The following is a 22,200-nucleotide window of genomic DNA, read 5'->3' as shown; positions in this document are numbered from 1 at the left end:
CTATTCTCCGCTGATGCTGTTCTGGGAATAAGTTGGATGCTTCTTTGAAAGAAGAACCTTTGGTAAAGGGCGATCGCCACATCAGGTTCCTAAGAGATCACATCCAGTGGTCATTGTAGCTGGGTTGCATTCATCCCGTCATTCAGAGACGATGAACAAGTGCATGGCAAACAACCGCTGAATTTATCTTAGGCTGCGAACTTACTAATTATGTTGCGTCAAGTTTCTCTAGGAACGTTGGGTTTAATTGTGGGCGGTATTTTATCTGTTACGGGGTTTGTGGCCTATTTCTCAGCCAATGCCACCCTAAATCTAGTTGGCTTCTTTTACGGCATTCCAATTTTGTTAGGCGGACTGGCGCTCAAAGCTGCTGAGCTAAAGCCTGTGCCGCTTGTCACTGCCTCACCGTCCGTTGTGGCATTACGAGAACAGCAGGCTACCTCGACTCAAAATCAGATTCGCAAAGATGTGACTCGCTTTCGCTATGGGCAGGAAGCGCATCTAGATAGCTCTCTGGAGCATTTAGGACTCAGTCCCACGGATGAAGAACGGCCTGTTCTCGAACGTTTGCGAGAGGAAGACATGGCAGGAGCCTATGCGCTGATTCTAGAGTTTGAGTCGCCGCTGATTTCGTTTGAAACTTGGCAGAAAAAGCAAGACAAGATGGAGCGTTTTTTTGGGCCGGGTTTACGGGTTGAGCTAACCCAGCCAGAGGAGGAACGGGTCGATGTAGCGCTCGTTGCTGCGACAGCCGAGCCCCCACCCAGGCGTAGTCTACTTCTCTAGACGCACTACGTACCATTGGAGAAATTCGTCTGGGCCGACATCCAGTTCACAAGAGGTTTCCATCAGGTATTGAGCCTGCGCGTCTACGCTATCAAACCGCTGTAAGTCTCTAGGCAAGTCGTCCTGCCGCTGTGCCAAAACTCCTTTGAGTTTTTCAAGTAGCTCTGCTGGCGTAAAAAACTGTTCAGGCTGGTTGGTTTCCAGTACGACATACGCGTCTTCCTGATACATGATCGGATCTGGCATTTTGGCTCCTCTAAACTTCGAGGGTGTTCTTTAAAAATTTTGAGACGTGAAAACGAATCTTTCACGTCTCAAAATTTTTGTGGCTTCATCAATGCCTACTCATCTTCTGCAAAGACGTAGCGGTAGAGATCTTTGGGGTCAGGTTCGGGGCTATCCAATCCAAACTGCACCGCCTCTTCGATCGTTGCTTGAATGCGGCGATCGATTTCCTTTAGCTCGTCCTGATTAACCAAATTTTGCTCGATCAGGTGTGCAGCAAGTTTCTTGATCGGGTCGCGCGAAAACCAAAACTCTTTCTCGGCTTTAGAGCGCAGTTCGTCTGGATCTGCCAGGGAGTGTCCGCGAAAACGGTAGGTGAGCGCTTCGATCAGCGTCGGCCCTTCGCCAGCACGGGCACGAGCAACCGCCTCTTGAGCGACAGCCCGCACCGCCAAAACATCCATACCGTCTACTTCCACCCCGTGCATTCCAAACACGCTGGCTTTTTTGTAGATCTCTGGCTGGGAAGTGGCTCGTTCGTGCGCCATGCCGATCGCCCACTTGTTGTTTTCCACCACGTATAAGATCGGCAACTTCCACAAAGCCGCCATATTCAGGCATTCAAAAAATTGACCGTTGTTGGCTGCACCGTCGCCAAAAAAGCAAGCTGTCACCTGATCAGCCGTGCGATCGCCCAACGCCTCTTTTCTATATTTAGATTGAAAAGCTGCGCCTGTAGCGACAGGAATTCCCTCAGCCACAAAAGCGTAGCCGCCTAGCAGGTTGTGTTCAGCAGAAAACAGGTGCATTGACCCGCCTCGACCTTTACTACAACCCGTCACTTTGCCAAATAGCTCAGCCATGATCTCACGGGGCGGAACTCCAGCACTGAGAGCATGAACGTGTTCTCGGTAGGTGCCGCAGACGTAATCATCTGAGCGCATCGACTTGATTACACCCGTCGAGACTGCTTCCTGCCCGTTGTACAAGTGGACAAACCCAAACATTTTGCCCCGATAGTACATTTCGGCGCACTTGTCCTCAAAGGTGCGCCCTAAAACCATATCTTCGTAGAGCCGCAGTCCTTCGTCACGGGTTACAGAGGTTGAAGCAGCCGAAATAACTGGTAATGTTCGTTCTTGAACCATTGATTTACAGTATCCTCGCGGAATAGCGCATTAATTCTTTATACCCTGACGGGTGGCTGATTTTAGAATGGGGATTAGAGGCTGAGGATTAGGTGAAGAGTTGCGTGACCATCCCTTATTCGCGACATTTCTCTATCTTTCTCGATGTGCAATCTTCGTTTATATGCAATCCTCATTTATGTGCAATTTTAACTAGCCCTGCTCCCTAACCCCAAACCCCCAAGCCCCAAAAATCCAAGTTAACATCCCAACTGGGTAAAACTTATGTTAAATTTAGCCGTTTTTTGACTATGCTGAGGAGTAAATTTCTGCAAACGATGCCAGTTATGATAGTGACACTATCCTGATGGCACGTGATGCCCGTTTTAAAGGCATGTAGTGGTTGCTGATGGCTTGGATGCGATACCTTTATCTGATCGAGTTGCTCGTTGCTGGGGAAGTGGACTGTGCGAATTCCGCTCGACTATTACCGAATACTAGGCTTACCGATTCAGGCCACTGCTGAACAGTTGCGGCAGGCTCACCGCGATCGCGCGCTCCAGCTTCCTCGCCGGGAATATTCAGAGGCGGCGATCGCTGCCCGCAAGCAGCTTTTGGATGAGGCTTATGCCGTCTTGTCTGACTCCGACCAGCGGCGCGATTATGATGCAGGCTTTTTGGCAAAATCCTACGATTTGGAAGCGGGCAGAGTTGATGCGGCTGATGGGAATGTCGGGGGAACAGCGATCGCCACTGACCCTACTGCTGACCCTTACACTCCCAGCATTGAGATTCAAGACAGTGAACTGGTTGGCGCTCTGCTCATCTTGCTTGAGCTAGGCGAATATGAATTGGTGCTAAAGCTAGGTCGTCCTTACCTTAGCAGCGGCAGCGTTCCCCTTAAGAATGGACGGTTTGGCGAGCCCGATATCGTTTTAGCTGACATTGTGTTGACGGTTGCCTTCGCTTGCCTGGAACTAGGGCGAGAACAGTGGCAGCAAGGGCAATACGAAAATGCTGCAGAGTCACTTGAAACGGGACAGGAACTTTTGCTGCGAGAGGGCGTTTTTGCCAGCGTCCGGGGGGAAATGCAGTCTGACTTATTCAAGTTGCGCCCCTATCGCATCTTAGAGTTGTTAGCCCTGCCAGAGCATCACGAAACCGAGCGACGACAGGGGCTGAAGCTGCTGCGCGACATGCTGCAAGATCGAGGCGGCATTGATGGCACGGGTGACGACCAGTCAGGGCTAAACATTGACGACTTCCTGCGGTTTGTCCAGCAGTTGCGCGGTTATCTCACGGCAACTGAGCAGCAAACGCTATTTGAAGCCGAAGCACGTCGTCCTTCCGCAGTAGCCACCTACTTAGCAGTCTACGCATTGCTAGCAAGAGGATTTGCCCAACGTCAGCCCGCTTTGATTCGTCGAGCCAAGCTGATGCTCATTCGCCTGGGTGCCCGACAGGATGTGCATCTAGAGCAAGCGGTCTGTGCGCTGCTGCTGGGGCAAACTGAAGAAGCTAGCCGCGCTCTAGAACTGAGCCAGGAATATGAGTCGCTAGCCTTCATTCGCGAACATTCTCAAGGGTCCCCTGACTTACTGCCAGGGCTGTGTCTGTACGGCGAACGCTGGCTACAAAACGAAGTCTTTCCCCACTTTCGTGACCTGGCACGACAGCAAGCCTCCTTAAAGGATTACTTTGCCGATGAGCAGGTGCAGGCTTACCTGGAGGAATTGCCCAATGAGCCAGAACCCGCAAACCAGTGGACATCGGTTAAGACGGCTACTGTACCTTCCTATAGACAAACACCTGTCGGGCAGGCAGGCAGTATCTCTGATATTCGGACACGCACTGTTGGGCAAACAGTAGGGCAAACGGTAGGGCAGAATAGCATTTCGACTGCTACACCTGCGGCGACTGCGACCATCGACTCTAAAGCAGCCTACGCGGAGACAGGTACGAATGGGACAACGATGCCAGCAGCAGAGCGGGTTTCACAACTCTCACCAGACGCAAAAAACGGAAACGCCACCGCGAATGGGGGCAAGGGAGGGCGACCCCTTACGGGTATTGCTTCGCGATCGCCTTCTACCCCTAACCCTGCTGAGCGGAAGCGAGGGCTAATTTCAAATGGACTTTCATCCACTGAAGCAGAACTAACTCCAGCCCGCCGGATAGGAGGTAATCGCCGTCCCAAACTCGATCGCCTGCTATTCATCGCCGCGATTGGGCTGTTGAGTTTTGTTATTCTGGGATTTTTGCTTAGCCGAGTTTATGGCTTGCTGTTCAACCGAGGTCCCTCATTACAGGGAGAGCAGCTTCAAATCCAGATCAGTCAGCCACCCGTACCCATTCCAGAAGTAACGGCTGAAGCGCAAACGCCGAATGATCCGAATGCGCCGATGACTGAGGAAGTCGCCCAACAGGTGATTGCGACTTGGCTATCCACCAAGTCGCAGGCTCGTGGCTCAGACTATGCGATTGATCAACTCAGTCAGATCCTGACGGGAGAAGCGCTGTCTCAACAGCAATACTTTGCGGAGGAACTACGGCAAACTAGCTCATATTGGGAATATGAGCATGAGATTGTCTCAGTACAGGTTGAGGGAGCCGAACAGAGTGGAGTCGGAAGCGCAACCGAAGGCGCAACCGAAGGAGAATCTAGTGCTACACCTGATGCATCCGCGGTCGGCAGCGCCAGCCCAACCGACACCGTTCCAGCGAGTAGTGCCAGTTCAGCCGAAGCTCAGATCGTGGCAGAGGTGTCTGAGGTCGGCGAACTTTATCAGAACGGTCGGGTTAACCTCAGCCAATCCTATGACAGCACGGTGCGGGTACGTTATGACCTGGTACGCCAGCCAGAAGGATGGCGGATCGAAAGTATTGAGCAGCTTTGATTCGCGGGGCTTTTCTGAGTAAGCTACTTTGTAGCTGATATTCTGTATCTTTTACACGGCATGACAGATACCCTGTTTCAGGCTTACGTTCCGCTGCTGTTTTGGACTGGACTAGGGTTACTGTTATTTCGCTTTTTGCCTGATTCGCTGCCCCGTTTTTTGGGACGCAGCCTTTATTGGGTTGGTATTCCACTAGAAATTCTGGCTCTAGCACGGCAGACCAACTTTGCTGATCAGATTGGCTTAGCACCCCTGGCAACGATCGCCATTCTAATCTGCGGGTTAGTTTTAGCCTGGACTAGTCTTCAGATTGTCAGAAAAACTGCCTCTAACACGCGTTTGAATAGCGGTGAAACGGATGCTCCTGTACAGGAGGCGATCGCAGAAAAATCTCTACACGCGATCGCCACTTCCTCTATTACTGAACAACCCGCCGTCAATTTTTGGGAAGCGCGATCGCGTCAAGGCAGCTTCATTCTGTCATCCATGTTTGGTAATACAGGCTTTGTGGGACTGGCGATCGCCCCTGCTTTTGTCTCAGAGGATTATTTGGGCTGGATTGTGTTTTACAGCATTACCCACAATGTAGTCGGCACCTATGGAATCGGCGTGTTTCTGGCAAGCTATTTTGGGCGATCGGTGCATCAAATTAGTTGGCGCACCCTGGTTCGAGATATCTTAACCGTGCCGTCGCTCTGGGCATTCACAGTGGGATATCTGACTCGTGCGGTCGAGTTACCTTCCATCCTGGAGTCAGGGCTGCATTCCTGTATTTGGGTAATTATTCCAACCGCGCTGCTGCTGATGGGGATGCGGCTAAGCCAGCTTCAGGGGTGGAACAGTTTACGGCTAGCACTGGTGCCAGCCGTTCTTAAAGTGTTTGTAGTTCCGAGTTTAGTCGGTTTAGTCGCTACGCTAGCTGGATTGCCAGCCGAGCCACGACTGGCACTGGTGCTGATGTCAGGAATGCCAACAGCCTTTGCCGGTTTAATCTTGGCTGAGGAATATGAACTCGATCGCGATCTGATTGCGAGCATAATTGTTCTAACAACAATTATGCTGTTTGTGACGATCCCCATTTGGCTATTTTTATTTGGCGATCGCCCTATTTTCTAAAGCAATCGAAACCTTAAACGTAACGATCTATGACAGAAGTTTATCGTGATCCCGTTCAGATAAACTTTCCTAACTAAGCGATTATGCCAAGTTAGGGTCGGGTTAATCTGAAGGTATAGCAGGAGACAGAAACTCCATTTATCAAGCTACAGACCAAACACAGATCTATTTCATGCATCAGCGCTTCAGCACCATTTTGCTGAGATTAGGTTTCTGTCAGGCTATTTAATTTGCAGTTAGGTTTGCTTCGTTTCAAATAGGCAGTGAAATAAATTCCTGCCTCACTTTCTGTACCCATTTTATTTAGAACGGGAGTGAGCATCCTATGAACGAAAGAGTATTTTCTGGCTCACGAAATGTGGCGATCGTCGGTCCCTATCTCAGCGGTAAAACCACACTATTAGAGAGTTTGCTATCAGTAACGGGAGCAATTTCTCGCAAAGGCAGGGTGGTTGATGGCAACACCGTCGGAGATAGCACTGCTGAAGCCCGCGATCGCCAGATGACTGTAGAAATTAATGCCGCCAGTACTGAGTACGGCGGCATTCGTTTTACGTTCCTCGATTGTCCAGGTTCGGTTGAGTTTGCTCAAGAAACTTACAATGCTTTGATTGGTGTGGATGCAGCAGTCGTTGTGTGTGAACCCGATTGCGATCGCGTTCTCAACCTTTCCCCCCTATTTCAATTTTTAGACGATTGGGAAATCCCCCACCTGATTTTCCTCAACAAGATGGATCGCGCCCACTCCAACATTGCCGAAGTGCTTCAGGCATTGCAGTCAGTTTCCAGCCGTCCGTTGGTGCTGCACCAGTATCCAATCAAGCAGGGTGAGCAGATTACAGGCTTCATTGATTTGGTGAGCGAACAGGCTTACCAATATCATCCCGGTGCCCCTGCCGATCCAGTGCCGCTACCCGATGCACTTAAAGATCAGGAACGGGCAGCCCGTACTGAAATGCTGGAAACCCTGGCAAACTTTGACGATCACCTCTTAGAAGAACTCTTAGAAGAAATTGACCCACCTCAGGAAGAAATCTGGCAAGACCTGAAGATGGAACTGGGCGCAGACCTGATTGTGCCTGTGTTTGTCGGCATGGCAGAGCAAGATTTTGGCGTGAGGCCGCTACTGGATGCCCTACTGCGTGAAGCCCCTGCCCCCGAAGCAACCACTAAACGACGGGGCATCACGATGGCTGGAGCCAATCCATTAGCACAAGTGCTCAAAACCTACTGCACTCCCCAGGGCGGCAAGCTCTCTCTCGTCCGAGTTTGGCAGGGCACTATCAGTGATGGAGCAGTTCTTAACGGGGTACGAGTTGGCGGCATCTATCAGTTGATGGGACAGCAGCAACAAAGCCTGACCACAGCAGCACCAGGGGCGATCGTAGCGCTGGGTCGTTTGGAAGGCATTAAAACTGGGGATACGCTCAGTACTGACGCACAACTAGCCAATGCCTTGCCTAAAGCAGAACGAATTGACCCGGTCTATGCTCTGGCGCTGACTCCAGAAAAACGCAGCGACGAGGTAAAGCTGAGCAGTGCGATCAACAAACTGGTGGAGGAAGATCCCTCTCTGGTGTGGGAGCAGCACGGCGATACGCATGAGGTGATTCTCTGGGGACAAGGTGACATTCACCTGCTGGTGGCGCTCGATCGGCTACGGCGCAAGTATGGCTTGCCGCTCTCAACCCATCTGCCTCAGGTGCCCTACAAGGAAACGATTCGGCGATCGGCTGCATCGGTGCATGGTCGCTATAAGCACCAAACGGGCGGTCACGGGCAATTTGGCGATGTTTACTTGGAAATCAAGCCGCTGGAAAGAGGTGAAGGGTTTAATTTCAATGAAACGATTGTTGGTGGAGTCGTGCCTAGACAGTACATTCCCGGAGTGGAAATGGGAGTGCGGGAATATTTGACGCACGGTCCACTAGGTTTCCCAGTGGTGGATGTAGCAGTGACGTTGACGAATGGTTCCTATCACTCTGTAGACAGTTCTGAGCAGGCGTTTAAGCAAGCGGCTCGAATTGCCATGCAGGAAGGGTTACGTCGCTGTGAACCTGCTTTGCTAGAACCCGTAGTGGCGATCGCCATCTCCGTTCCTACCGACTTCACCTCCAACGTGTTGCGCCTGATCAGCACCCGTCGGGGACAAATTTTAGGCTACGAGGCTAAACTCAACTGGCGCAGTTGGGATGAAGTGTCTGCTTACCTGCCCCAAGCTGAAATGCATGATCTGATTGTGGAATTGCGATCGCTCACCCAGGGCGTTGGTTCTTTCCGCTGGCAGTTTGCCCACCTCCAGGAAGTACCCGATAAATTGATGGATCGAGTACTAGCAAAGAGTGGCAACGGCAACGGTAAGACAAATGGGAATGACAACGGTAACCACTAGTAAGGTTCAAGAGTCTTGTGGGATGGACATCCTGCTCATCCAAATCGAGCAGTTACCTTCTTATTTCTCTCGTTACCAGCCCGGAGCTTGGTAACCCAATTCAGAAGCTCCAGATTCCTTTGACTAAGAGAAACTGGAGCTTCCTCCATTAATCGGCAAGGGTTCATTCGGGCTGCGATGCTCCAACGAGCGATCGCCAAGGCAATTCAAGAAAGGAACCATTGTACAACCGTTAATGCTTGGTAGGGGCCAACGGCCGTTCGCCCTTGAATTAGGGCTGCAATGTTTTCTGAAAAAGCTGTTGCACTTTTTCCCAGGCATCAGCAGCGGCTTCAGGATTGTAGCTACCCCGCTGATCGCAAAAGAAACCATGATCAGCACCCGGATAGCGAAACACCTGATGAGCAATGCCGTGCTTCTGTAGCTCTACCTCAACCTGATCGACCTGCTCAACCGGAATGCTGGCATCTTCCATGCCAAAAAAGGCGTAAAGGGTGCCATTGATTTCAGCAGTGCGACTGACTGTCGGAGCACCCCCACCTGGGGTCATTGTGGTCACCCCTGCCCCATAAAAGGAAGCTGTTGCTTTAATATCGGGCAGCGTTGCTGCTAGGTAAGCCACATGCCCACCAAAGCAAAACCCGATACAGCCGATCGCCTCCGACTTAACTTGAGGCAGCGTCTTTAAATAGTCGATCGTTGCCTGAATGTCTGCCAGTAACTCTGTCGCTTTAGTCTTGTCTTTATATCCTCTACCGACTTGAATCGCTTCGGCAGTGTAGCCCGTTTCAAAATTGGGTTTGAGGCGTTGATAGAGAGCGGGGGCGATCGCCACATATCCTAATCGAGCAAACCGCTCCGTCACATCGCGAATGTGGCTGTTTACCCCAAAAATCTCCTGAAATACAATCACCGCCGGAAACGAACCCATTCCAACTGGCTCAGCCTGATGTGCTGAAATCTTTAAACCTTGACTTTGGACTTCCGTGTGAGAAGTCCGAATTTCTACACTGGTCATGGCATCTCCTACCTGCGTCATGGGAATCTAGAATAGAAGTGGCTCCACGTCTGCTCTCCTTGAAACAGGCGCTACTGCCTCAAAAATGAACATCCCAACCAGCAGGAATTGAGCATTACCCAAAACCACCTGTTTAGGGGGCTCAACTGGATGAGGTATTTATTCAACAACAGAGGTACGCTGGTCTACAAATCCCTTCTCCATCAGCTGCATTTTGCCGTAAATAGCTTTTGCAGCTTGAATCCACTCCTAAAATAAACCCTTTCTTACTCACAAGAATAGTAAGAAGTTAAGTAAGAATTACGATATCAAGCTTGCAGTGGTAGGGCGTTTCACTCTACTTCCCAAGCTCCTCGGAGGCTCTGCGATGGTTCAATTTCACATTCAGCCCGACAGCGAAATTCCAGCATCAACCCAACTCTACAACCAGATTCGGTTTGCGATCGCCTCACGGCAGTTTCCGCCTGGTCATCGTTTGCCCAGCACCCGCCAGTTGGCAATGCAAACCGGGCTACACCGCAACACAATCAGCAAAGTCTATCGCCAGCTTGAAGAATCAGGCGTAGTCGATGCTCAGGCAGGCTCAGGAATTTACGTGCGGGCACAAGGAGACGAAGGTGGCGCAAAATCCCGTTCTCCCATCTTGGAGCAACATCCACAAGCCCACAAGCTAGTGCAAAAAAGCCTGGATGATCTATTGACTCAAGGTTGCTCTTTGAGCCAGGCAAGAGAGTTATTTTTGGCAGAAATTGATTGGCGGCTGCGCTGTAGCGCCAGAGTGCTAGTCACAGCTCCCAGCCAAGACATCGGCGCAGGGGAACTGATGGTTAGAGAACTAGAGCAAGCCCTGAAGATTCCAGTGCAGCTTGTTCCCTTGGAAGAACTGGGTCAGATTCTAGACCAGGCTCGATCGGGGACAGTCGTCACCAGTCGCTATTTCATCGGAGAAGCAGAGGCGATCGCTGCCCCCAAGTCAGTCCGGGTCATTCCGGTAGATATTTACGATTACGGCAAAGAGCTGCACCTGCTGAGAGGCTTACCCAAAGATAGCTGCATCGGTCTGGTAAGTCTCAGTTCAGGTATTTTACGGGCAGCAGAGGTGATCCTCTACAGTCTACGAGGCGATGAATTGCTGGTCATGACTGCCCAGGCAGAAGATGCCTACAAGCTAAAAGCAGTGGTTCGCAGTGCCCAAGTCATCATCAGTGACCAGGCAAGCTTTGAGACGGTGAAAGCGGCTGTCCAGTCAAGCCGAGAGGATATCATCCGACCACCTCAGCTAATCTGCTGCGACAACTACATCGGCACAAAATCCATCAACCTGCTGAAGCGAGAGCTAGGTCTAGAGTGAAGCAAACTTGGGTGGGAGTGAGGGCGATCGCCACGCTTATCGTAGTCCTGACATTTACAGTTGCTCAGGCTCAGCAATCCTGCGACTCTAGCTATCCAAGTGTCTGCATTGCGCCTGCACCACCCGACCTGGACTGTAGCGATATTCCCCATCGTCGCTTTGAGGTACGCCTCCCGGCTCCACACAGGTTTGACAGCGACCTGGATGGAATCGGCTGTGAGCAAGACTAGGTAGGGGCGAACGGCTGTTCGCCCTCCCAAGCTAGAGAACAATTTCCTTCCTGGAAATGTTCTAAGCTAGCGTTGCTGAGCTATTGGGCAGTTTCAGAAACTCTCTCACGTGACGTAGGTAAGCTTCTGGGTCTTCCAACATTGGAAAATGGGAAGTCTCAGGCATAACAATCTGCTCTACCTTGTCGCTCAGAGCAGCCGCCTGTCTACCCATTTCTGCTGGAATAATCTGGTCATATTGCCCTGAGATAATTAGCGTCGGTACGGTTAAACGAGCAAACTCTTGAGGCATTACCTCAGTCGCCTTTTTGCTCACCGCCGTGTAGACTGTCCCGATCGCTGCCTCGTAGTCTGCCATCAGAAAGTCTTCCAAGAAAGCGCGGCTAACTACATCAGGCAAAGAGCGATGCAGAAAACGCGCCATAAACAGGCGGTTCACAAATGGAATTTTAGCTAGCCAAGACGGGCGAAAACTAACAACATATCCGCCGAATTTATAGAAAGCGTTAAACGCTTTTTCGTCATACTCAAAGATACCGCTACAAGTCAGAATGGCTCGCTCAACCCGCTCTGGATAAAGGTTGAGGAAGAAAACGGCAACCGATGAACCCGTTGAATGAGCGTTGAGAAAAACTCGCTCAAGCCCCAAAGCATCCAGCAACAAAGCCAGGTCTTCTGCGTAACTTTCTAGCTCATAGCCCAGATCTGTCACTGATGGAACAGAGGGAGAAGGCAGGCGCGATCGCCCAAACCCTCGCATGTCGTACAGTAAGCAGTCAAACTGTTCGACCAACTTTTGGGCTGTACTTTCCCAATAGCGCCCCGAACCCGCCCAGCCGTGAATAAAAACCATCACAGGCTTAGTCGAAGCAGCAGTCCGTTCTGATTTGGTAATCCACTCGTAGTAGTGTGCAACCCCACGAATCTCGATATAAGACATTTTGAAATTTTGAACTGATCCTCATCCTCTATTCAAACAGGTTTGAGGCTCAGTATGACGTTCTAATGAGGTTCTATGCTGACTCTGGTTTGGGCAGAGAGGAAGGATGCAGCAACAGCTCAGCGGTGGAGCGTTTTTCGACCATCTCGCGAGTGATCGTACATCGAGTTACGTCCTTGCGAGAGGGCAGTTCGTACATCACTTCCAGCATCAGTTCTTCGACGATGCCGCGTAGCGCTCTGGCTCCGGTTTTACGACGATAGGCTTCTTTGGCGATCGCCTTCACCGCTTCAATCTTAAACTCCAGATGCACATTGTCCATCTTCAGCAGCTTTTGATACTGCTTCACCAGAGCATTTCGGGGCTCAGTCAAGATTGCAGCCAAAGCTTCCTCATCCAGCGGATCAACTACCGCTACGACGGGGACTCGTCCAATAAACTCTGGGATCATGCCAAACTTAACCAGATCTTCCGGTTCAAGATGCTGAAGCACATCTGCCGCTCGTTTCTCTTTGGGCTGGCTTTCACCCGGCTGAATAAAGCCCATCGACTTTTTGCCGATCCGCTGTTCAACGGCTTTGTCTAATCCAACAAAGGCACCGCCACAGATAAACAGAATGTTACTCGTATCAATCTGAATGCAGTCCTGATAAGGATGCTTGCGTCCACCTTGAGGAGGCACATTGGCGATCGTGCCTTCCAGCATCTTCAGCAACGCCTGCTGTACCCCTTCACCAGAGACATCACGAGTAATTGAAGGATTCTCACTCTTGCGGGCAATCTTATCAATTTCATCAATGTAGATAATGCCACGCTGCGCTTCTTCCACGTCCAGATCAGCGACCTGTAGCAGACGCAGGAGAATATTTTCTACATCTTCACCGACATATCCAGCTTCGGTCAGCGTTGTAGCATCTGCAACCGCAAAAGGAACATCGAGAATTTCTGCCAACGTCTGCGCCAAAAGCGTCTTTCCGCAGCCCGTCGGACCAATCAATAAAATGTTAGATTTTTGCAGCTCTACAGAATCATCTGCTTTGCTGCTGCCCTTTGTTTGAACAAAGCTAAGCCGTTTGTAATGGTTGTAAACTGCAACGGATAAAACCTTCTTAGCTTCATCCTGACCAATTACATGCTCGTCTAAATGCTTTTTGATCTCTCTGGGCTTAGGAATTTGATTGAGAGAAATGTTAGCTGAACGGGCCTGCCGCTTTTCGGGCTGCTGTTCCCTTCGCGGAGTAGGTTGAGGAACCGCTGAACTGGAGTCAAACAGTTCCTCATCCAGAATCTCGTTACAGAGATCTACGCACTCATCGCAAATGTAGACTCCTGGACCAGCAATCAATTTGCGGACTTGCTCCTGCGACTTACCACAGAAGGAACATTTGAGATGAGAGTCGTATTTAGACATAGTCGCCTCTTATTTCAATGCAGTAACAGTCTCTCTCGCTGCAGGCAGGTTCTGCCGAGAGATAACTTGATCGATTAGACCGTAGTCTTTAGCCTCTGCTGCTGACATGAAAAAGTCGCGTTCCGTATCAGCCTCAATTTTGTCGAAGGGTTGACCCGTGTGATGAGCCAACAACTCATTGAGCTTGCGCTTATGGTAAAGGATTTCCCTTGCCTGGATCTCGATGTCAACTGCTTGCCCCTGTGCTCCACCAAGAGGTTGGTGAATCATAATGCGAGAACTGGGAAGCGATAGACGCTTGCCTGCTGCACCGCCTGTCAGGAGAAATGCGCCCATACTGGCAGCCAGACCAAAACAGATCGTAACAACGTCAGGGCGAACTTGCTGCATCGTGTCATAAATCGCCATACCTGCAGTTACAGAACCACCCGGAGAGTTGATATAGAGTTGAATATCTTTCTCGGGATCTTCAGCATCCAGGAACAGCAGTTGCGCCACGATGGAATCAGCAACCTCGTCATTGACCTGAGTTCCTAGAAACACGATGCGCTCTCGCAGCAGTCGTGAATAGATGTCAAACGCCCGTTCACCTCGACCAGATTGCTCGACCACCATCGGAATCACAGAATCGATTTCTGGTGATCGAGTGCTGGTTAAAAGAGGATCGGAGAACTGAGATACAAGCATATAGAAGTAAGGCAGCGGTAGGTGATGTGATCAACACTAGGCAAATGAACGAGCAGAAATCGGACTTAGAGGGGTTCGATCGCCAGGTCGCCTATATTCGCCATTATGCCTCAACTAACCTGGGACTGACTGGAAAATCGGCAGAGGCGATTCAAAGGCTATTTAGATTTTGCTTTAGAAGCCTTGCCTGTTTTACCTGCTGCACCTTCGTCCTCAGCTGCTGAGTCAGTATTTGTTGCGGCTTCTTCCGCTTCTGCCTCGTCTGTTACGACTTCAGCAGTTGTATCCACGGTTGTCGGACTGCCTGAAACAGCTCTTTCTTCAGACTGCTCATCAGATGATTCTGCATCTGATTCTAGTGCGGTTTGCGCTGCTTCTAGGGTATCCGCATCTGCATCTGATTCAAGCGTCTCAGGAGGCGTTAATGACCCTTCTGGAACCAGCTCAACGGTAGCATTCTCTTCTAGCCAGGACAGAATCTTCTCTCTCAGCAAGTCATCTTCGACCGACTGCCGAAGCCGATCCATATCAATGTCTTGAGTCTGGTCAGCATATTGCTCCAGGATCTCATCGACCTTTGCTACTACCTCTGCTTCCTCAACCTTAATAGACTCGCGCTTGGCGACTTCTCCCAAAGCAAGCGTTCGCTGAATGCGAGCGATCGCATCAGGGCGCGATCGCTCCCGTAACTGCGGAATCACTTCCTTCGTCATCAGTCGCTTAACGTCTAATCCCTGATTGCTCAACTGCATCGCAGTCTGAGTGATCATGTAATCCACTTCCTGCTTCGTCAGAGTTTCAGGAATTTCAACTTCAATGTGCTTGACTAACTCATCAAGCAACGCCTGCTCTTTGTTTGCCTTGGTCTTTTGCTCAGCTTCCTGCTTGAACCGAGATTCCAGAGATTCTCGCCACTCAGTCAGGGTTTCAAAATCGCTTACATCCTGAGCAAAATCATCATCCAGCTCGGGCAATTCTTTCTCTTTCAGTTCCTTCAGGGTGATAGTAAACACCGCTGCTTTACCCGCCAAATCTTGCTGCGGATAGTCGTCAGGGAAGGTAACAGAAACATCCTTTGTCTCTTCCAGGCTCATACCAATGATGCCATCTACAAAGCCTGCAATGAATTTGCCTTCCACAAGCTCAATTTGGAAATCTTCAGCACTGCCACCCGGAATTTCAGCAGATTCGGCTTCGACTTCCTCGCCCGTCAGCCGCCCTTTGAAATCAACAACTGCTACGTCTCCGGTTTGCGCTGCCCGTCCATCTACAGGCACTAGCGTTGCAGATTGGTTACGGTAATTTTCTAGTACCTCATCAACCCGCTCTGAGGCATAAGTTACTTCTTCTGCCTTGACTTGCAGCCCTTTGTACTGGCTAAGTGTCACTTCTGGCGGTACATCTACCACTGCAGAGAAAACGAGAGCAGAACCTGGCTCAAATTGGCTGACCAACTCTTCAAACGAGGAACGAAGTTGGAAATTGCCGAGCGCCTCAATTTTTTCCTGCTCGATTGCCTGCTTGAGGCTATTTTCAATCAACTCCTCAATTGCAGCGGCTTTGAGTCGGCTAGAGCCAAATCGTTGAACTAAGACCTGGCGCGGCACTTTACCTTTACGGAACCCAGGAATGTTTGCAGCACGGGTGAACTCTTGCAGGGTTTTTTCGTAAGCCTGCTTTGACATTTCGGGGGGAATTTCAATCTCTAGACCAACCTGGCTAGCGGGAAGCTTTTCCTGAGTAACTTTCATCGAACCTCTTATGGCACAGTTGCAAGGATGCTGAAAACAGTTCAGCGCTGCTGCAATTAGCTATGTTAGCTGATCCTGAACAGACATAAATGTCGCAGGGACAAATCTCATTAACTCATTACACCTTAACTCTAGTAGCATCCTCACTTCTGTCATCAGGGTACTCTGCCAAAAAATTTCAATTACCAGGGAAATCCACTTACATTTATTCACATTTGTTAAGACTGATGCTCGATCCGCTATGATTCAGAAAATATTTTACTTTCTGATGCCCTTTCAAAGGGTTGATTTTTAGAAATAAAATTTTACAAAAGCCTTCTTCAGCTTGAATCGCTTCTACCTTGTCAAAAATTTTTATCTTTAAGAATCTTGCGGGTTACTTACTGTCGGTCTACAAAGCAGTAAAGCTTTTTCTCAGAATTTGTACAGGTACCTGCAATTCAGTAAGCACTTCGAGATCTAGACCGTTCGCATCATTTCGCCTTGAACAGGCTTGAACTGCAGATTCTTTTCTAAAAGCTTGGAATTACAGCTACATCACTTGGAGGAAGTTAACTTGCCACAAACTTATCGAGTTGCAATTTTGGGGGCAACTGGAGCGGTCGGAACTGAACTGTTGCAACTATTGGAAAGCCGCAACTTTCCGATCGCCCACCTGAAACTATTAGCCTCTCCCCGCTCTGCCGGACAAAAACTGTCCTTTAAGGGAGAAGAGCTAGAGGTTGAGGCAGTAAGCGATCGCGCTTTTGATGGGGTTGATCTAGTTTTGGCCTCAGCCGGAGGCTCTATTTCTAAAGCTTGGGCAGAGAAGGCGATCGCCGCTGGAGCAGTAATGATCGACAACTCTAGTGCCTTTCGGATGCAGCCTGACGTACCCCTGGTTGTGCCAGAGGTCAACCCAGCAGCAGTTGCCTCCCATCAGGGCATTATTGCCAACCCCAATTGCAGCACCATTTTGATGAACGTCGCCGTCTACCCGCTACATCAGGTTCAACCTGTGCGGCGAATTGTTGTCTCGACCTACCAGTCCGCAAGTGGAGCCGGCGCACGCGCCATGGAGGAGGTCAAGCAGCAAGCTCAAGCAATCTTGCGGGGAGAGGAGCCTGTTACCGAAATTTTTCCGTATCCTCTCGCTTTCAACTTGTTTCCTCACAATACGCCGATTAACCAGCAGGGCTATTGTGAAGAAGAGATGAAGATGGTCAACGAAACTCGAAAAATCTTCGATGCCCCAGATTTACGGGTGACTGCTACCTGCATTCGGGTACCCGTTTTGCGAGCCCATTCGGAAGCGATTAATCTAGAATTTGACCAACCTTTTAGCGTTGCTGAGGCAAGAGAAATTCTGAGCCAAGCACCAGGTGTCAAACTAGTAGAAGATTGGCAGGCAAATTACTTCCCGATGCCAGCAGAAGCATCAGGGAAAGATGACGTTTTGGTCGGACGTATCCGGCAAGATATCTCCCATCCCTGTGCATTAGAGCTTTGGCTCAGCGGCGACCAGATCCGCAAAGGAGCAGCGCTCAATGCAGTGCAAATTGCCGAACTTTTAGTCGCTCAAAACCTGCTGCCGTCGGTGCAGCGCGAATTTGTAGGGTTTAGGGGATAGGAGTTGGGGTTTGGAGATGTTTCTACTTGAGTTCCCTTGTAAATCTCCTGCCCTGAATACCCCAATAGTTGAGGAGTGAGTCTGAGTGTGAGCAATTTTGGTAGGGTTTTGACGGCGATGATTACGCCGTTTAAGGCAGATGGCAGCGTGGACTATGCTGTAGCTGAAGCGTTGGCAGCGCATCTGGTAAACCACGGCACAGATAGTTTAGTGATATGTGGCACCACGGGCGAGTCACCTACGCTAAGCTGGGACGAAGAGTATGAGTTGTTTAAGGTTGTTCAACAAGCAACCGCAGGAAAAGCTAAGATAATAGCAGGGACGGGTTCAAATTCTACTCAAGAAGCGATCGCAGCTACCCAAAAAGCAGATAAGCTAGGTCTGGATGGGTCATTGCAAGTTGTTCCTTACTACAACAAGCCACCGCAAGCTGGGTTATATCAACACTTTCGGGCGATCGCTGAGGCAACCCCTGATTTGCCAATTATTTTGTACAATATCCCCGGTCGGACTGGACAAAATCTCCTTCCTGAAACCGTCGCTCGTCTGGCTGAAATCCCAAATATCATTGCAGTCAAGGAAGCGAGCGGAAATCTCGACCAGGTTAGCCAGGTACGGCGATTGACACCCGCAGAATTTAGCATTTACAGTGGCGATGACTCCCTTACCTTGCCGATGTTGGCAGTTGGCGGACAAGGGGTGATCAGTGTTGCTAGCCACTTGGTGGGCGACCTACTCCAGCAGATGATCCAATCCTTCGCAAACGGTCAAAGTCAAACTGCAATTCAAATTCATCTGCAACTTTTCCCTCTGTTTAAGGTTCTCTTTGCTACGACCAATCCCATTCCTGTAAAAGCTGCACTGAGGCTACAGGGCTGGCAGGTTGGCACTACCCGTCTACCGTTAGACGATGATTCGAATGAGATTGAGTCGCTGCTTCAGCCGGTGATGCATGAGCTGGCTCTATTGCAGGCTGATCGACGAACTAGTCAAATTGCCTAATCAAGTTTTCCGACAACTAAATAGCCCCGCTTAATTGTCATAGATACAGAGACTAGCTCATCATCCGGCTTGTCTACACCACTGTTGAACCTTAGCAACTGAGTCGTTTTGTGCAACTTAATGCACCGTCAGTATCGCTAATTCCTATACAAATTTCAGCGTCATACAAATTCTTCAAAACCTGTTCTTAAGGACCTACATGAGTCAAACCGAATCTTCAACAGCCCTTAAAATTATTCCTCTGGGCGGCCTACATGAAATTGGCAAAAACACCTGCGTATTTGAAATCAACGATGAAATCGTTTTGCTCGATGCAGGGCTGGCATTTCCGACAGATGGAATGCATGGGGTGAACATTGTTCTGCCTGACATGACCTATTTGCGTGAAAATCGCCACAAGATTAAGGGCATGATTGTCACCCACGGTCATGAGGACCACATTGGTGGCATTCCGTTTCACCTCAAGCAGTTTGACGTGCCGGTGATCTATGGACCTCGGCTAGCAATGGCTTTGCTAGAAGGCAAGTTAGAAGAAGCAGGAGTCAGCGATCGCACCGAGCTAAGAACAGTTCGCCCACGCGACATGGTGCGAATTGGTAATTCCTTCTTTGTTGAGTACATTCGCAACACTCACTCGATCGCTGACAGCTTCACGGTCGCTCTACACACCCCCGTCGGTGTAGTCATTCACACAGGAGACTTTAAGATTGACCACACCCCCGTTGATGGCGAGTTTTTCGACTTTCAAAGGCTCGCCGAGCATGGTGAAAAGGGTGTCCTTTGCCTCATCAGCGACTCAACTAACTCTGAAATACCCGGCAGCACTCCTTCTGAGCGATCGGTATTTCCCAACCTCGATCGTGTCTTTAATCAAGCAAAGGGACGGCTGCTGGTCACGACCTTTGCCTCATCCGTGCATCGCGTCAACATGATTTTGGAATTGGCGAAGAAGCATAAGCGGGTCGTCTCTGTTATCGGTCGCTCGATGCTGAATGTGATTGCTCATGCCCGCAACCTTGGCTATATCAAGTGTGAAGATGACCTGTTTGTGCCGCTCAACATGGTCAACAAGCTGCCTGACGATCAGGTGCTAATCCTCACGACTGGCTCTCAAGGTGAGCCAATGGCTGCGATGACGCGCATCGCTAATCAGGAGCACCGTCAGGTGAAGATCCGTAAGGGCGACACGGTTGTCTTCTCTGCTAACCCAATTCCTGGCAACACAATCGCAGTAGTCAACACCATTGACAAGCTGATGATGCAGGGAGCCAACGTTGTCTATGGTCGCGACAAAGGCATTCACGTCTCCGGTCATGGTGCGCAGGAAGACCAGAAGCTGATGATTGCGCTCACCCGTCCTAAATTCTTCTTGCCAGTTCACGGTGAGCATCGGATGCTGGTCAAGCATTCGGAGACCGCTCAGAGCATGGGCATTCCAGCAGAGAATATGGTCATTATCAACAACGGCGACGTTGTAGAGCTAACTCCTGAGAGCATTGGCATTGGTGGCAAGGTTCCCTCTGGCATCGAATTGGTAGATGCTTCCCGTTCTGGCGTGGTGCATGAACGTGTTCTTAAAGAGCGTCAGCAGCTAGCCGAAGATGGGATCGTCACCGTAGCGGCGGCTGTCGGCTGGGAAGGTAAGCTAATTGCGAGACCGGAAGTTCACCTACGGGGCGTGGTTACTTCTGTAGAAAAGTCCCGACTGGAGAAGGCGATCGTGCAGACGATTGAGGCTCTGTTGAGCGATCGCTGGAAAGAATTTATTCACAGCTTTGGCGATGGCGAAATCGACGTAGACTGGACAAAACTTCAGGCACAGATCGAAACCGAACTGCGACGACTGCTTCGCAAAGAGCTTCAGAGCAACCCACTTCTTGTATTTCTGATGCAAAGCCCAACTGCATCCTCTAGACCAGCCAAACGAGAAAGAGAAACCGCCAAAGTCGCTTCATAGCGAACCTAATACCGGACAAATACTAGATAAAAGAGGTGGGGCAAAGCTCCACCTCCTTTTTTGTCCTAATTTGGAGTGATTGGCACTATGCCTACTAGGCAACACTCCATCAAGCCTTCGTGAGCTTCCTGAGATTCCCTTCTCTAGCCAGTAAAAGATGGGTGATATCACTCACTCAAAATCAGTTTGAGTTGGGCATGATGATCGCGTCACCCACAGGAATCCCAATTCCGTCTCTCCATTGGAATTAAGGAAGGCACAATGAAGGAATCAAACTCTTCTACTCAAAGCAGTCCTGAGCAAAGCATTTTTCTTCCAGGTTGGGTTTGGCTACCCGAAGCCGATTCTAGTCAGTCACAACACTCTACTCATGCAACCGAGATCTCCGCTCCTACTACAGAACTACTGCCAAACGCCAACAATAAGATTGACCTGTTCAAACCACTGAGGCAGTGGCTCGACCAGATCAAAATTCAGAATTCTAAACTAGCGCACCTGATTTGCAAACTGATCCCCGCCCAGTGCCCTTTTGAACGTGATGTTGTGTTGTTTGGGCGTAAGCTCCTACATATTCCACCCATGTGTAAACTCAACCCAGTTTATGAGCAGGTGGTGAGTCTGCGCTTCCGTGCGTTGTGCTACCTAGCTGACGAATGTGGTGAAGACGTAACACCGTATTGCTGAAATAGGATTGAGTTAAAGGACGCTTGAAGATTCTGTATCACCGCTGGTTTGCTCTGCACTAGGTAGCTCTAAACAGTAACCCGCCCCGTAAACCGTTTTTATGTAGCGGGGATGGCGGGGATCAGGCTCCAATTTTGTTCTTAGATGTCGAACATGAACTCGAATGGTTTCAATATCATCATCTGGGTCATAGCCCCAAACTTCCCTCAAAATTTCGCTAGGAGACACCGTTTGTCCGTGGCGCTGAAGCAAGCAGTGTAACAGTTCAAATTCCAGGTGTGTTAGCTTGACAGTTTTGTCAAACCAAATCGCCTCAAGTCTTTCAGGCACTAAGGTAAGAGAACCATAGCTAAGAATCTCACTATGCTTAGCAGCCTGGGGAATGCGATCGGTTCGTCGCAGCAGCGCTCTAACCCGTGCCAGCATCTCCTCAACTTCAAAAGGCTTGGTCAAGTAGTCATCTGCGCCCGCATTAAACCCTTCAACTTTATCTCGGGTCTGTCCCAGCGCGGTCAACATTAACACAGGGATGTCAGCAGTACGCTCATCACGACGGAGACGTTGGCAGACTGTAAAACCATCTACTTTAGGCAGCATCAGATCTAGCATGATCAAGTCTGGCAGGAGCTGTAGCGCTAAGGCCTGACCTTTAATGCCATCTGATGCTTGACTGACATCATAACCAGCCATTTCCAGGTTGACTGCGACTAATTCTGAAATTGCAGGGTCATCGTCGATGACGAGTATCCGAGGCATCATTAAATAATTGCGATGGGTGGTTTTTTGTAAACTGATCCAGAGACTTATGTAGGAAAAAGAAGATTCCTGTACAGATTATAAGCAAGGATTCTAAATTCTTTCTAAGGAATATGGACCTAACTTAAAAGTTTTGATTTTCTAATAGAACGTCAATTCGGCTTAAGCAAACGCAGGCAGAGCAGTGTCAATGAGCAGGGAGGGCTTCTTGGGTTGGTGGCAGTAGGCGATCAAGCCACAGACTAAGTTTACCAGGCAGTT

At 49.8% G+C, this 22,200-nt stretch carries 18 protein-coding genes; 10 read left to right on the top strand and 8 right to left on the bottom strand.

All coding sequences use genetic code 11. The annotated features are described in order from the left end of the window. Nucleotides 1–210 precede the first annotated feature (210 nt). Entirely contained in the window at nucleotides 211–786 is a 576-nt protein-coding gene (locus H6F88_RS28115; RefSeq protein WP_190646117.1) for a DUF2854 domain-containing protein, read from the top strand. On the opposite strand, the gene H6F88_RS28110 is transcribed toward H6F88_RS28115, so the two are convergent. Both H6F88_RS28110 and pdhA read right to left on the bottom strand, forming a co-directional pair. After that, nucleotides 775–1,032 carry a chlororespiratory reduction protein 7 gene (locus H6F88_RS28110; RefSeq protein ID WP_190646116.1) on the bottom strand — a complete coding sequence of 86 codons (258 nt, stop codon included), beginning with the start codon at nucleotides 1,030–1,032 and terminating at the stop codon, nucleotides 775–777. The genes H6F88_RS28115 and H6F88_RS28110 overlap by 12 nt on opposite strands. Before the next feature lie 95 nt (nucleotides 1,033–1,127). Beyond that, a complete protein-coding gene (gene pdhA / locus H6F88_RS28105; protein WP_190646115.1) occupies nucleotides 1,128–2,159 on the bottom strand; it encodes a pyruvate dehydrogenase (acetyl-transferring) E1 component subunit alpha in 1,032 nt (343 codons plus the stop codon). 446 nt (nucleotides 2,160–2,605) lie between these two features. On the opposite strand from pdhA, the gene H6F88_RS28100 reads away from it, so the two are divergent. The 3 genes from H6F88_RS28100 to H6F88_RS28090 all read left to right on the top strand — a co-directional run bounded on the left by H6F88_RS28100 (nucleotide 2,606) and on the right by H6F88_RS28090 (nucleotide 8,543). Continuing rightward, entirely contained in the window at nucleotides 2,606–5,035 is a 2,430-nt protein-coding gene (locus H6F88_RS28100) for an IMS domain-containing protein (RefSeq protein WP_190646114.1), read from the top strand. 60 nt (nucleotides 5,036–5,095) lie between these two features. After that, on the top strand, nucleotides 5,096–6,151 hold the full coding sequence (locus H6F88_RS28095; protein ID WP_190646113.1) for an AEC family transporter: 1,056 nt from the start codon (nucleotides 5,096–5,098) through the stop codon (nucleotides 6,149–6,151). A gap of 325 nt (nucleotides 6,152–6,476) precedes the next feature. Further along, nucleotides 6,477–8,543 (top strand): elongation factor G, encoded by a 2,067-nt coding sequence (locus tag H6F88_RS28090; protein WP_190646112.1) that lies wholly within the window; start codon nucleotides 6,477–6,479, stop codon nucleotides 8,541–8,543. A 271-nt stretch (nucleotides 8,544–8,814) separates the two neighbouring features. Here the strand turns inward: H6F88_RS28090 and H6F88_RS28085 are convergent, their stop codons facing one another. Then, nucleotides 8,815–9,561 carry a dienelactone hydrolase family protein gene (locus tag H6F88_RS28085; RefSeq protein ID WP_190646328.1) on the bottom strand — a complete coding sequence of 249 codons (747 nt, stop codon included), beginning with the start codon at nucleotides 9,559–9,561 and terminating at the stop codon, nucleotides 8,815–8,817. Nucleotides 9,562–9,928: 367 nt separating this feature from the next. On the opposite strand from H6F88_RS28085, the gene H6F88_RS28080 reads away from it, so the two are divergent. Further along, a complete protein-coding gene (locus tag H6F88_RS28080) occupies nucleotides 9,929–10,912 on the top strand; it encodes a GntR family transcriptional regulator (RefSeq protein WP_190646111.1) in 984 nt (327 codons plus the stop codon). Continuing rightward, nucleotides 10,909–11,142: a hypothetical protein gene (locus tag H6F88_RS28075; protein ID WP_199314036.1), complete on the top strand. Its 234-nt coding sequence runs from the start codon at nucleotides 10,909–10,911 to the stop codon at nucleotides 11,140–11,142. Before H6F88_RS28080 ends, H6F88_RS28075 begins: the two co-directional genes overlap by 4 nt. Nucleotides 11,143–11,203: 61 nt before the next feature. Here the strand turns inward: H6F88_RS28075 and H6F88_RS28070 are convergent, their stop codons facing one another. The 4 genes from H6F88_RS28070 to tig all read right to left on the bottom strand — a co-directional run bounded on the left by H6F88_RS28070 (nucleotide 11,204) and on the right by tig (nucleotide 15,931). Continuing rightward, nucleotides 11,204–12,082 (bottom strand): alpha/beta hydrolase, encoded by an 879-nt coding sequence (locus H6F88_RS28070; RefSeq protein WP_190646110.1) that lies wholly within the window; start codon nucleotides 12,080–12,082, stop codon nucleotides 11,204–11,206. A 73-nt stretch (nucleotides 12,083–12,155) separates the two neighbouring features. Further along, nucleotides 12,156–13,493: an ATP-dependent protease ATP-binding subunit ClpX gene (gene clpX / locus H6F88_RS28065; RefSeq protein WP_190646109.1), complete on the bottom strand. Its 1,338-nt coding sequence runs from the start codon at nucleotides 13,491–13,493 to the stop codon at nucleotides 12,156–12,158. 9 nt (nucleotides 13,494–13,502) lie between these two features. After that, on the bottom strand, nucleotides 13,503–14,180 hold the full coding sequence (gene clpP / locus H6F88_RS28060) for an ATP-dependent Clp endopeptidase proteolytic subunit ClpP (protein WP_190646108.1): 678 nt from the start codon (nucleotides 14,178–14,180) through the stop codon (nucleotides 13,503–13,505). Between the two features lie 158 nt (nucleotides 14,181–14,338). Next, nucleotides 14,339–15,931, bottom strand: coding sequence for a trigger factor (tig, locus tag H6F88_RS28055; protein ID WP_190646107.1), 1,593 nt, complete (start codon nucleotides 15,929–15,931; stop codon nucleotides 14,339–14,341). A gap of 556 nt (nucleotides 15,932–16,487) precedes the next feature. Here tig and H6F88_RS28050 point away from each other — a divergent pair. From H6F88_RS28050 to H6F88_RS28035, 4 genes are all read left to right on the top strand, one after another. Further along, a complete protein-coding gene (locus H6F88_RS28050; RefSeq protein WP_190646326.1) occupies nucleotides 16,488–17,540 on the top strand; it encodes an aspartate-semialdehyde dehydrogenase in 1,053 nt (350 codons plus the stop codon). Nucleotides 17,541–17,627: 87 nt separating this feature from the next. Beyond that, complete coding sequence (gene dapA / locus H6F88_RS28045; protein WP_190646106.1) at nucleotides 17,628–18,542, top strand: 4-hydroxy-tetrahydrodipicolinate synthase; 915 nt, start codon at nucleotides 17,628–17,630, stop codon at nucleotides 18,540–18,542. 199 nt (nucleotides 18,543–18,741) lie between these two features. Then, on the top strand, nucleotides 18,742–20,499 hold the full coding sequence (locus H6F88_RS28040) for a ribonuclease J (protein WP_190646105.1): 1,758 nt from the start codon (nucleotides 18,742–18,744) through the stop codon (nucleotides 20,497–20,499). A 405-nt stretch (nucleotides 20,500–20,904) separates the two neighbouring features. Continuing rightward, entirely contained in the window at nucleotides 20,905–21,183 is a 279-nt protein-coding gene (locus H6F88_RS28035) for a Mo-dependent nitrogenase C-terminal domain-containing protein (protein WP_347277759.1), read from the top strand. Nucleotides 21,184–21,195: 12 nt separating this feature from the next. Here the strand turns inward: H6F88_RS28035 and H6F88_RS28030 are convergent, their stop codons facing one another. Further along, the gene (locus H6F88_RS28030; RefSeq protein WP_190646325.1) at nucleotides 21,196–21,939 is read right to left on the bottom strand and encodes a response regulator transcription factor; all 744 of its coding nucleotides are present in this window, start codon (nucleotides 21,937–21,939) and stop codon (nucleotides 21,196–21,198) included. Nucleotides 21,940–22,200 lie beyond the last annotated feature (261 nt).

It is taken from the genome of Oculatella sp. FACHB-28 (assembly GCF_014696015.1).
Taxonomy (GTDB): Bacteria; Cyanobacteriota; Cyanobacteriia; order Elainellales; family Elainellaceae; genus JAAUTN01.
This window is presented reverse-complemented; position numbering and strand designations above follow the sequence as displayed.